A 12083-nucleotide genomic window follows, 5' to 3' on the forward strand; every position below is an offset into this window, starting at 1 on the left:
CTCCTGAGGAATCCCCAGCAAACCAGGACAGGCATAGTGTTATGTGATCTAATTGATTGCGCTAACACTTTCAAGGAAATCATCACTATGCCTGCTCGTTCATTATGCCAAAAATCCTTTAAAAATATACTGGAGCCTTTGCACCTTTACCGCCGTCAATCTCTTATTGAGGCTACCAGTGTAGTGATTAACGGTGCATCTCTTACACTTATTCAGTATTGGGCGTGATTTGTCAGGAGTAGCATCGGTCAGGCACAAGATAAAACGTATCGATCGACTTCGGGGAAAGTCTCACTTGCAGAATGAAGTTTCAGATACTTTTTCAGCGTGTTACTAAAAAATCACGGAGGGAATGACCCGGGTTGTCATGCTCTCCTATATGCCAGCCTGTTTTCCGCCAAAGGTGACTAAATTCGGTTCACCAGACAATCGTTGATGTTCTTAGGGAACGGTATAGTCGAATTCACTCCTGAAACAGGTACGGAATGTCGGCCGTTTACTATTCTGAAACGTTATTTATATCAAATAATTAAATTTTATTTTTATCTTTGTTATTGTAACAATAAATTACATGTTTCTTTCTGTTATCAGCGAACCTGAACCAATTTTAATGGGGGGTTAGATAAAAGCTAATTCAGAAAATTATTTTTTTAAGATATATTGAATTATCAGATGCTCCATTCAAATGAGAGACGAGAATGCAAACGTTAGAACGGTTTTTTCTTTTCGTTACGGGGGACCAACCTGAACGATTTGAAAAAGCAAATAGCAGTTGTGCTGATAGCGTAATCCTTGATTTAGAAAATGCGGTGTCATCTGAGAAAAAAATAATTGCCAGAGAAAATGCTCTGAATTTCATGAGTAATGATGAAAAAGTACTGATTGCTGTACGTGCAAAAATTGTAATAACTTCACGCCTGGCTGGATCATATCCTTCTGTTGACGGTATCACAACTGAATTTATGAAAAACGAGTTGACAATACAAAATGCTATTCACTCCTGTAAAATGGGGTTCAGTGGCAAGGTATGTATTCACCCTCCACAAATTTCACATGTAAACAGAGCATTCAGCTATTTAAAACAAGAAATCGAGTGGGTTCCCCAGATTATGCGACTGGCTCAATATCCCCATGGAGCATTCAGTCATGAAGGGCAAATGGTGGATAAACCGTTACTGGAAAAAGCAAAAAGGATTTTGGCTCATAGCATTTAGTAAATATATGAAGGAGTCACCAATGAAAGCTTTAGTTTGTGTAAAACAAGTTGTCGATCATAACGTTAGAATTAGAATAAAGCGAGATCATTCTGATGTTGATATTTCTGATTCAAAACTCAGTATCAATCCATTTGATGAAATTGCAGTTGAAGAAGCAGTACGTTTAAAAGAACGGGGATTAATCAGTGAGGTTGTTGTAGTGTCTATAGGAAACACAGGTGTAGGGGATGTATTGCGTACAGCACTGGCAGCAGGGGCAGACAGGGCAATACACATATTAACAAAAAACTCTCTTACACCACTAATTGTGGCCAAAACTATCACCGCTATTACCCGGAATGAAAAACCCGATATTATATTATTAGGCAAGCAAGCTATTGACGATGATTGTAATCAGGTAGGCCAAATGCTGGCAGCATTACTCGATCTTCCCCAAGCCACTAATGTTAGTGAAATTACTATTTCTGATAATTCATTAACTGCTGTTCGTGAGGTTGATGGAGGATTAGAAACGTTAAATTTATCCCTGCCTGCAGTACTCACTACAGATCTACGTCTGAATACACCGAGGAATATCAGCTTGCCGAATGTTATTAAAGCCAAAAAGAAACCTGTTAAGGAGATAGATTTCGATTCACTTGGTATTAACCCGTCATCCAGATTGACTATTATTAAAGTTGATGAGCCAGCAAGAAGGAAAGCAGGCATAATCGTTCCAGATATTAACACGCTGCTAGATAAATTAAAAAACGAAGAAAAAGTAATTTAAGGAGGAAAATATGGCTTCTTTAGTTATTGCTGAACATAACGGCAATACTCTTTTACCTTCAACACTCAGTACTATCACTGCGGCAAAAGCCATTAATAGTGATATAGATATACTTATGTTAGGATATGGTATAGAAAGTATTGCAGTTAAAGCCAGTCATATTCAGGGGATATCCACTGTATTTGTTGCTGACAGCCCACTATTCGAACACCTTCTGGCAGAGAATGTGGAAAAACAGATCAGCTATTTTTTGAATAGTGGGAAAAATCATTATCAGTCCATTCTTTTTCCTGCAAGCTCTTTTGGAAAAAACTGTGCGCCACGCTTAGCAGCAAAACTTGATGTATCTCAGATTAGTGATATTACGCGTGTCATTGATCAACATACCTTTGAACGTCCAATCTATGCGGGTAACGCTATTGCCACAGTACACAGTGATGATGAATATAAAGTGATAACTGTTCGTCCTACCTCATTTGCGGCTGCGGTTGCGGAAGATGAGGGAAAAGCCCCCATTGAATTTACAGAGGTTGTTCTTGGTTCAGATCAGGTAAAATTTATTAGCCAACATGTTAATAAAAGTAACCGTCCAGACTTACAATCCGCCAGAGTTGTAGTATCAGGTGGACGAGGAGTAGGAAGTGCACAGGCATTCAAAGAACTTGTTGATAACCTGGCAGATAAATTAGGCGCTGCCGTGGGGGCAAGCCGGGCTGCTGTAGATGCTGGTTATGCACCAAATGATTATCAGATTGGCCAGACCGGAAAAATCGTTGCGCCTCAACTTTATATTGCTCTGGGAATTTCTGGCGCCATACAACATCTTGCCGGGATGAAAGAGTCAGGCGTCATTGTCGCTATTAATAAGGATCCTGACGCTCCTATCTTTTCTATTGCGGATTATGGTTTGGTAGCTGATATTTTCAAAGCTGTACCTGAACTTATCGATAAATTATAAATCATATTTTTTCCTCCTTAAAGGTAACTTTTATGCAATATACTGATATTCAAATTTGGCAGCCTGGCATTCTGCGCAACACCGATTATCTTAACCCCGGTCCCGCTAAGCTGCTGGCCGCCACTCTGGATAAAGACATCAAAATCTTTAAAGAGGGGGGGCGTTCTGCCAGAATTATGGCACTGGCTCTATTTTCTTCCTGTCGACCGCCAGTCAGATCTATCTGCTGATGGTCATCCGATAAAAGGTCATTTTCTACCCCCTGTTGGCGCTGGTTTATTGAGGAAAAAATTATGAAAAGTATTGAAAGGGATAAATATCAGGATATTCGTGATGCGGTTCGTTCATTATGTAGTGAATTTGATGATAAATATCACCGTAAGATAGATGAAGCAAAAGCCTATCCTGAAGAGTTTGTTAATAAACTAACCAAAGCTGGTTGGCTGGCTGCGCTCATCCCGGAGGAATTTGGAGGGTCAGGGCTTGGTTTAACTGAAGCATCTATTATCATGGAAGAGATCAATAGATCGGGTGGAAACTCTGGAGCCTGCCATGGTCAGATGTATAACATGAATACGTTGTTACGTCATGGATCCGATAAACAGAAAGAATTCTGGCTGCCACGGATAGCTACTGGTGAATGGCGCCTGCAGTCGATGGGCGTCACAGAACCCACAGCAGGTACAGATACCACCAGAATTAAAACTACAGCTGTAAAAAGAGAAGACCGGTATGTGATAAACGGACAAAAAGTCTGGATTTCACGTGTTCAACATTCAGACTGGATGATTCTTCTGGTTCGAACTACTCCGCTTGCAAATGTAAAACGTAAATCCGAAGGGATGTCTATTTTCATGGTTGATATTAAAGAAGCTATGAAAAATGGAATGACAGTACGACCTATTCCCAATATGGTCAATCATGAAACCAACGAGCTCTTTTTTGACAACCTGGAAATTCCCGAAGAAAATCTTATTGGTGAAGAGGGTATGGGTTTTCATTACATACTTGATGGTTTAAATGCAGAGCGTACCTTGATTGCGGCAGAATGTATAGGCGATGGATATTGGTTTATGGATCGTGTTACCCGCTATACCTGCGAGCGTGAGGTTTTTGGTCGTCCCATTGGTCAGAACCAGGGGGTGCAGTTTCCTATTGCAGAAGCATTTATTGCAGTGGAAGCGGCTAATCTGATGCGTTTTAAAGCGTGCGAGCTTTTTGATCAGCATCTTGATTGTGGAGCACAGGCTAATATGGCGAAATACCTTGCTGCGAAAGCCAGCTGGGAAGCAGCCAATGCCTGCCTGCAATTTCATGGTGGATATGGTTTTGCCTGTGAGTATGATATCGAACGAAAGTTTAGAGAAACACGTTTATATCAGGTTGCTCCCATATCTACCAACCTGATCCTGAGCTATATCGCTGAGCATGTGCTGGAGATGCCACGTTCATTCTGATGTCAAATCAATTGGAAAAATATTATGAAACAGTTACCTCTGTCCGGAGTCATTATAGTCTCGATTGAACATGTCATTGCCGCTCCCTTCTGTACCCGACAGTTGGCTGATTATTTCTCGCGGGTAACTATAATAGAATGCCAAGAAAATAGGGACTTTTCCTGCAATTATGATGAACGGCTTAAAAATGATTTGTGTATATTCTTTTTCATCTGAGGGAGAAAGCTAAATATAAATGTTATGGAATGCTTCATCATCACCGACATTTTTTTAATAGTTGATAACTGGCTATATAGTCTTATAGACACCTTTTTCTAAGGTTGAACATTCCTATACCATTTCATCTGTTTTATCACTATGATATTTATTTCATTGGTTACAATATGAATGCAATTTTATTTACATAATATAGCTGTTCCTACGGTGCTGAAAAATTAAGGAGTTAATAATGAACGATACACTTTCTAATACCCAGCAATCACGTGAGACAATAGAATGTGATGTTCTTATTGTGGGAGCAGGACCCGCCGGATTATCTGCAGCTCTTAAACTTAAATTACAGGCAAATGACGCAGGAAAAGAACTGTCCATTATCGTCCTTGATAAAGGAGCTGAGCCTGGTTCTCATATTCTCAGTGGGGCAGTCATGGATCCCCGAGCGCTGAATGAACTAATTCCTGATTGGCAGGAAAGAGGCGCACCCATTAAACAGCCTGTTACTCAGGATAAATTACTGTTACTGACGAATGAAAAATGTATTAATTTGCCGGATGCATTGATTCCTGATAATTTTCGCAACCATGGAAACTTTATCGTAAGCCTCGGTAATCTCATTAAATGGCTCGCCGGTCAGGCAGAAACGTCAGGCGTGGATATTTATGCAGGCTTTTCGGCAACTGAGATACTGTATGATCAGGATACTAACATTATCGGTGTAGTAACTGGTGATATGGGACGTCATCGGGATGGCAGCAAGAAAGAGGGGTTCCTGAGTGGAATAGAAATTCTGGCAAAATATACAATTTTTGCCGAAGGGGCCCGCGGTAGTCTGGCTAAAGAACTGATCAAAAAATTTCATCTTGATACAGGCAAAGCACCCCAGAGTTTTAGCATAGGCATAAAAGAGTTGTGGGAGGTTCCATCAGACCAGTCCCATCCGGGGCTTGTAATTCACACCACAGGTTGGCCTCTGGATAAAGAGTCGTTCGGGGGTGGGTTTCTCTATCATCTTAATGATAATAAAATTGCACTAGGTTTGGTTGTGGGACTTGATTATTCAAATCCCTGGTTAAGCCCTTTTCAGGAAATGCAGCGCCTGAAAACACACCCTTCTATACGCAAATACATTGACCGGGGTAAGCGTATTGGTTATGGCGCAAGAGCAATCAATAACGGCGGGATTGCGTCTATGCCTGATCCCTGTTTACCTGGTGGTCTGCTGATTGGTTGTAATGCCGGTACGCTCAATGCAAGTAGAATCAAGGGCATCCATACAGCTATCAAAAGTGGCATGATAGCGGCTGACGCTATATTTAATGCTTTGCTGGACAACAGGAAAAACGACATACTGACAGAATATCAAACATTACTGCGACAGAGCTGGCTTTGGCAGGAACTGGAAAATGGTAGTAATTTCAAACCCTGGTTTAAAAAAGGGCGTGTGATAGGTTTTATCATGAGTGGCATTGAGCATTGGCTGCTTCCCCGAATGGGTATAAAAAAAATCCCCTGGCGTGTAAAAAATAACCGACCGGACAATATCACTCTGCAACCGGCCAACAAAAGCCAGAAAAAACTGTACGACAAACCTGACGGTAAACTGACGTTTGATATTTTGTCATCCGTCTATCTCAGTAACACCTGGCATGATGACGACCAGCCAGTACATTTGAAAATCAGTGATCAGAATATCCCTATATCCATTAATCTGGATATTTATGGTGGCCCCGAAGAACGATATTGCCCTGCCGGAGTATATGAATTTTTACAGGATAGTGAAACACAAAATATGCGTCTGCAAATAAATTCACAGAACTGTATTCACTGTAAAGTTTGTGACATTAAAGATCCTAAACAAAATATAACCTGGACTACGCCTGAAGGTGGCAACGGACCAAATTATACAGGGATGTAACGCTATCACTCAGTCTGAGCTGTGAGCATAGTAACCAGTTTTTGTGTGAAGCCGGGTAATTTGTCAAAGCTTCTGGCGCAGATTTGTAATTTTCTTAATGACCAAAATTCATCAAGATCAATAATCGAAAATTCATGCAACTGACGCAAACGGGATGCAGCAGAGTGAGGCATTATACCAATGCCCACTTTTGCTTCAACCATACGGCAAAATGTTTCAAAGTTGCCGACCTGTATTCTAATTTTCAGTTTAGATGGTACTAGTTCTGCCTTTTTTCGGATAAATTCAAACATTCCTGTCCCTTCAGGCAGGCTGATTTGTTCATATTGAATTAATTCATGAAAGGTCACGCTTTTTCTGTCAGCAAAGGGATGGTCTGTCGCGGTGATAAGCACTAGCCTATCAGTACGGAACGGCAGTATTTCAAGATTATCTGTTGTAATATTACCAGCAACAATTCCGAGATCAGTTTTCCCCTCAATAACAGAACGTACAATTTCCGGACTTGGATACTCCCTGAGATCAATATTCACATCGTTATATAGTGTAAGGAAATGGCTCAACAATGGGGGGAGATACTCTGCAATAGCAGTTATACTGGAAAATATTCTGACATGTCCTTTGATGCCTTTAACATGCTCCTGCATATCGCTACGTAACATTTCCATTTGATTCACAATAAGGCTGGCGTGGTGTTTAAATGTTTCACCAGCAGAGGATAACGTTATCCCCTTGCTACTACGATACAGCAATCTCAGATTGATACTCTGTTCAAGATTACGTATACGCACGCTACCAGATGCGGCAGACATGTAAGTTTTTTCCGCTCCACGTGTTAAGCTCCCTTCTTCACTGATAGCAAGGAATAATTTTAAATCTTTTATATCAAAGTGCATCGTTGTGGCTCATAATTAACGTATAATACAGTGTGCTGCTTTTTTATAGACTCAGTCAGACTGAGTATTTCGGCCTATCCGAATTCCTGTCACGTCGAGATAACTACAAAATGTAGGCTGACGGTGTCACCGCCCTACCATGATCCGGGGCGGATCTGGTAGGACGCTGGTGACCGCTGACAGGGGGTCAGGTCAGACATATTGTCGGAACCGTTGTAACGTAGATGCTAATACCTGCTCCCCGTGGTCATCAGGTTAACCCGTTTACAGCGGTTTTTTCAGCCCCGGCAGATTTATCATAAACTGATCACCGTAAATATGTGGAATCAGCCAAGTAAAGAACAGATTGGCAAACGCCACCACAAACAATGATACGCCTCCATAGGTCAATAAAGCGCATACAAGAATAATCATCGGCATGGCTTTGTTCTGGCCCACCATACAGGTCACAGCACTGACAATTGAGTAGTAAAAACCAGCAAATTCAATCAGCTTGCCAAATACTGCCCCCAGCAGAAAGACAGGAAAATAAAGTTTTACAAAACCGATCAACTTATCCATAAATATATCACTGAAAACCGGGGCGACCGTCACTGGACGGGTGAACAGAACTGCGCCAAGTGCTACCAGCGGAGCAAAAAGGATCACACTGTAACCACGATAAGCGACCAGCATCAGTAATGAATACATTCATTGTCTTATCTCGCTAGCATGACTACCCATTTTATCCATGTTATGCAACAGCTTGTGTCATATTTTTCTGATCTCCATTTTAGATCAGACAGGCTATTACTCAGGGATTCCGGCGCGAAGAATGGAACATACTCTAAAAAGTACTCGGCGGATTCAAGTCGGTATCACTCCGTTAATAATCTTTATTCTCGACCCGCTGCATGTTGATTTTATGGTTAAACGCCGTTCTCTTATTCATCGCAGGAGTAAACCATCATGACATGCAGTGAAATCCCCAGAAAACGATCATGTATTCAATCGGTGATTATCGTTTCGAATACCGACTTTTATCGCAGGATTTATGATGGCTAAAGTCGATGTGAAATGCCCGTTTTGCGCGCAAACGGCATCCGTTAAAAAGTATGGTCCGGGGAGTGCAGGGCACCAGCATTACCGCTGTCAGGCATGTTGCCGCAGCTTTCAGGTCGACTATGAATACCGCGCCTGTCAGCCCGGCATGAAAGAGCAGGTTGTTGATCTTGCCATGTACAATGCCGGTATTCGTAATCCGCAGGGACTGGCAGTCAATCCCTGGAGCGGCGCGCTATGGCTGCATGAACACGGTCTGCGCGGCGGCGATGAAATTAACATACCGAAAAAAGGCAAAAATTATGGCTGGCCGCTGGCCACATGGGGCGTCAACTATAGTGGTCTGAAAGTGCCGGAAACCAAAGGTGAAATTGTCGAAGGAACGGAGCAGTCGGTTTACTACTGGAAGGATTCTCCGGCAATTAGCGGGATGGCCTTTATATCAGCGACGTTTTTGTGCCGTGACGGCATAAACTGTTTATCGGCGCGCTAAAAGATAAAGAGGTTATTGTGATGCGCGTCAATGGCAATACGGTGACGGAAGAAGACTGTATTTTGAGTGACAGAAAGCAACGTATCTACGATGTGCGTGTCGGACCTGACGGCTACTTATATGTGTTAACCGATGAGTCCGACGGGCAGTTACTCAAGGTAAGTCCTTCACTTGAGGCCGCGGCTACGCGTTAGGTGACTGGGATCATCACCACTTTGCGAAAAGCAGGGCGCTCGGTAAGCTGTTGATACCAGCGTTCCAGATTCGGGCGCGGCGTCCACTTCAGACCCACGTTCAACAGGTTATAGACGAAAGGCGCAATGGCGATATCGCCGGTGCCGAAGTTGTCTCCGGAGAACCACGGCTGGTGGACCAGAGCGTCATCAAGCAGCGCAAACAGGCCATCACACTTTTCGATACCGGCTTCAATTGCCGCCTGGTCGCGTTTTTCCGGCGGGGTTCTGACCAGTCCCATCAGGATCACGCGGTGCGCCGGGCTTAACGTTTGATTCGCCCAGTCCATCCATTTTTCGCCCTCCGCACGCCGCGCCGGATTATCAACCCATAGCCGGTTCTGGCCGTATTGCGCCGCCAGATAGCGGACAATGGCATTGGATTCCCACAATAACAGGTCGGTTTCATCATCTTTAAGCAGCGGCACCAGCCCATTAGGATTCATCGCCAGATAGTCGGCATCCTGGTTAACGCCGAATTTTCCACCTGCCAGAATTTGATCGTATGGCAGTTCCAGCTCTTCAAGCGTCCACAACACTTTTTTAACATTAGTCGAGTTGTTCCGGCCCCACAGCGTAATCATATTAACCCCTTCTGTTTTATCAGGATGATGACAGTAATCGGCCTACCGTGAGATAAACCTAACATTTACACAATGGTCTGTAAAAAAATCGTTATGAAGGAAGCGTAACGGGATGTTATTGCATAAACTTTAAAAACTTTACCAAGTTACGGTTTCTTTAACGTCGTGAGTGCGTTATTACTCACCGCACTTATTACACGGTGGTGTGACGTGTGTTTTTGGAATGGATACTCGGGTGGTACTATGACGCAATACGCTTCTTCCCTTCGTAGCCTCGCGGCAGGTTCGGTTCTCTTATTCCTTTTCGCTTCGCCTGTAAAGGCAGAGGAACAAACGATCGCGCCGCCGGGCGTTGATGCGCGAGCCTGGATCTTAATGGATTACGCCAGCGGTAAAGTACTGGCGGAAGGCAACGCCGATGAGAAACTCGACCCTGCCAGTTTGACAAAAATTATGACCAGCTACGTGGTGGGCCAGGCGCTGAAGGCAGGGAAAATCAAGCTGACCGATATGGTGACGGTGGGCAAAGATGCCTGGGCGACGGGGAACCCGGCGCTACGTGGGTCGTCGGTGATGTTTCTGAAGCCAGGCGATCAGGTGTCGGTTGCGGATCTTAATAAAGGCATCATCATTCAGTCAGGTAACGATGCCTGTATCGCGCTTGCCGACTACGTCGCCGGAAGCCAGGAGTCCTTTATCGGCCTGATGAACGCCTATGCGAAACGACTGGGGTTAACCAATACAACCTTCCAGACGGTACACGGTCTTGATGCGCCAGGGCAGTTCAGTACCGCTCGCGATATGGCGTTGCTCGGCAAGGCCTTGATTCACGATGTGCCTGACGAATACGCCATTCATAAAGAAAAAGAATTTACTTTTAATAATATTCGTCAACCGAACCGCAACCGCCTGTTGTGGAGCACCAATCTGCATGTCGACGGCATGAAAACGGGGACAACGGCTGGCGCTGGGTATAACCTTGTCGCCTCCGCCACTCAGGGCGATATGCGCCTGATCTCTGTCGTGCTGGGGGCGAAAACGGACCGTATTCGTTTTAATGAGTCAGAAAAACTGCTGACCTGGGGTTTCCGCTTCTTTGAAACGGTCACGCCGATTAAACCTGACGCGACATTCGTGACGCAACGGGTCTGGTTTGGCGATAAGCGTGAGGTCAATTTGGGGGCGGGCGATGCGGGGTCTGTGACGATTCCGCGTGGGCAGCTTAAAAACCTGAAGGCCAGCTTTACGTTGAACGAACCACAGCTCACGGCGCCGTTGAAGAAAGGGCAGGTTGTCGGCACCATCGATTTCCAGCTTAACGGAAAATCCATTGAGCAACGCCCGTTAATGGTGATGGAAAACGTCGAGGAGGGGGGATTTTTCAGCCGGATGTGGGATTTTGTGCTGATGAAACTCCATCAGTGGTTTGGCAGTTGGTTCTCGTAAAATAACCCCATTGCCGGGTGCGCGTCGCATCCGGCAAACCTGCGGTTAATACATCAGAGTAATTTGTTGCGCTTTAGCGTAGGCCACAAAGGCCTCGTCGGGACGGCGGTCGCTGATAATCGTATCAAAGCGTGATAATTCCCCCATCCGCGCCGGGCGTACCTTGCCGAATTTACTGTGATCCACCACCAGTACATGGCGCTGTGCCATTGTCATTGCCCAATGTTTTACCGGCAGCTCTTCCAGATTAAAGCAGGTAGCGCCTTTACTGGTATGAACGCCGGCGGCGGAATAAAACGCGATATCCGGACAAATATTGTTTAACGTTTCATGGAAATCAAGCGGTTTGAAAATGGCGTTGCTGGCGTGAAACTCCCCGCCGCTGAGGATGGCGCGGCAATGGGGTTTGTCCTGCAGCGCCAGAAAGGTATTAAGTGAATAGCACACCGCCGTAAAGGGAAGGTCATTATCAATGGCTTCAATGATCCACGGCGTGGTGGTGCCACAGTCAATAAATACCGTCTGATGGGCTTGTACCAGGCCCGCAGCCAACTGAGCGGCTCGGCGTTTTTCTTCCACCAGACGAGATTTTTGATCGCTTAACAGATAATGGCTGGCGCTGCGGGGCTCCAGTACGATATAGCCGCCCAGCAACACGACAGGCGCGCTTTTATGGTTCAGGTCGCGACGAATGGTCATTTCAGAGACGCCCAACAGGGTCGCGGCTTCTTTAAGATGAAGTTTATCGCTGCGTTTTAAGGCCTGCAGCAATTGACCAATACGCTCGTCGCGTCGCGTTTCCATAGTTCCCCTGGAGAGTTAAATAAGCGCTCCGCACCATACAGAGCGCTTAAT

General features: G+C 44.5%; 11 protein-coding genes and 3 pseudogenes. 10 read left to right on the top strand and 4 right to left on the bottom strand.

Annotated features, from left to right (window positions below; genetic code table 11):
• Positions 1 to 87: 87 nt before the first annotated feature.
• From ACLJRS_RS00440 to ACLJRS_RS00470, 7 genes and pseudogenes are all read left to right on the top strand, one after another.
• Positions 88 to 373: pseudogene (locus ACLJRS_RS00440) on the top strand (IS4 family transposase); the annotation flags it as partial.
• A 325-nt stretch (positions 374 to 698) separates the two neighbouring features.
• Positions 699 to 1214, top strand: a complete 516-nt coding sequence (locus ACLJRS_RS00445) for a CoA ester lyase (protein WP_001521476.1) — start codon at positions 699 to 701, stop codon at positions 1212 to 1214.
• Positions 1215 to 1236: 22 nt separating this feature from the next.
• Positions 1237 to 1986, top strand: a complete 750-nt coding sequence (locus ACLJRS_RS00450) for an electron transfer flavoprotein subunit beta/FixA family protein (protein WP_001521753.1) — start codon at positions 1237 to 1239, stop codon at positions 1984 to 1986.
• 10 nt (positions 1987 to 1996) lie between these two features.
• The gene (locus ACLJRS_RS00455) at positions 1997 to 2944 is read left to right on the top strand and encodes an electron transfer flavoprotein subunit alpha/FixB family protein (RefSeq protein WP_000157776.1); all 948 of its coding nucleotides are present in this window, start codon (positions 1997 to 1999) and stop codon (positions 2942 to 2944) included.
• A gap of 32 nt (positions 2945 to 2976) precedes the next feature.
• Positions 2977 to 3174, top strand: coding sequence for a hypothetical protein (locus ACLJRS_RS00460; protein ID WP_001200424.1), 198 nt, complete (start codon positions 2977 to 2979; stop codon positions 3172 to 3174).
• A gap of 63 nt (positions 3175 to 3237) precedes the next feature.
• Entirely contained in the window at positions 3238 to 4401 is a 1164-nt protein-coding gene (locus tag ACLJRS_RS00465; RefSeq protein WP_000835399.1) for an acyl-CoA dehydrogenase family protein, read from the top strand.
• Between the two features lie 448 nt (positions 4402 to 4849).
• Positions 4850 to 6535 carry an electron transfer flavoprotein-ubiquinone oxidoreductase gene (locus tag ACLJRS_RS00470; RefSeq protein ID WP_001000302.1) on the top strand — a complete coding sequence of 562 codons (1686 nt, stop codon included), beginning with the start codon at positions 4850 to 4852 and terminating at the stop codon, positions 6533 to 6535.
• A gap of 5 nt (positions 6536 to 6540) precedes the next feature.
• Here ACLJRS_RS00470 and ACLJRS_RS00475 read toward each other — a convergent pair whose 3' ends face one another.
• Complete coding sequence (locus ACLJRS_RS00475) at positions 6541 to 7431, bottom strand: LysR family transcriptional regulator (protein ID WP_000545335.1); 891 nt, start codon at positions 7429 to 7431, stop codon at positions 6541 to 6543.
• A 264-nt stretch (positions 7432 to 7695) separates the two neighbouring features.
• Positions 7696 to 8121 carry a GntP family permease gene (locus ACLJRS_RS00480; protein ID WP_000287110.1) on the bottom strand — a complete coding sequence of 142 codons (426 nt, stop codon included), beginning with the start codon at positions 8119 to 8121 and terminating at the stop codon, positions 7696 to 7698.
• A 346-nt stretch (positions 8122 to 8467) separates the two neighbouring features.
• On the opposite strand from ACLJRS_RS00480, the pseudogene ACLJRS_RS00485 reads away from it, so the two are divergent.
• A pseudogene (locus ACLJRS_RS00485) lies at positions 8468 to 8671 on the top strand (IS1 family transposase); the annotation flags it as partial.
• Positions 8657 to 9159, top strand: a pseudogene (locus tag ACLJRS_RS00490) (PQQ-dependent sugar dehydrogenase); the annotation flags it as partial. The pseudogenes ACLJRS_RS00485 and ACLJRS_RS00490, both read left to right, overlap by 15 nt.
• On the opposite strand, the gene ACLJRS_RS00495 reads toward ACLJRS_RS00490, so the two are convergent.
• Entirely contained in the window at positions 9156 to 9782 is a 627-nt protein-coding gene (locus ACLJRS_RS00495) for a glutathione S-transferase family protein (RefSeq protein ID WP_000631905.1), read from the bottom strand. The pseudogene ACLJRS_RS00490 and the gene ACLJRS_RS00495 sit on opposite strands and share 4 nt — an antisense overlap.
• A gap of 243 nt (positions 9783 to 10025) precedes the next feature.
• On the opposite strand from ACLJRS_RS00495, the gene dacC reads away from it, so the two are divergent.
• Positions 10026 to 11228, top strand: coding sequence for a serine-type D-Ala-D-Ala carboxypeptidase (gene dacC / locus ACLJRS_RS00500; protein ID WP_000195712.1), 1203 nt, complete (start codon positions 10026 to 10028; stop codon positions 11226 to 11228).
• Positions 11229 to 11273: 45 nt separating this feature from the next.
• On the opposite strand, the gene deoR is transcribed toward dacC, so the two are convergent.
• Complete coding sequence (gene deoR, locus ACLJRS_RS00505) at positions 11274 to 12032, bottom strand: DNA-binding transcriptional repressor DeoR (protein WP_000450104.1); 759 nt, start codon at positions 12030 to 12032, stop codon at positions 11274 to 11276.
• Between the last annotated feature and the right edge of the window lie 51 nt (positions 12033 to 12083).

It is taken from the genome of Salmonella sp. SAL00670, assembly GCF_046552235.1.
In the GTDB taxonomy this organism is placed as follows: domain Bacteria; phylum Pseudomonadota; class Gammaproteobacteria; order Enterobacterales; family Enterobacteriaceae; genus Salmonella; species Salmonella enterica.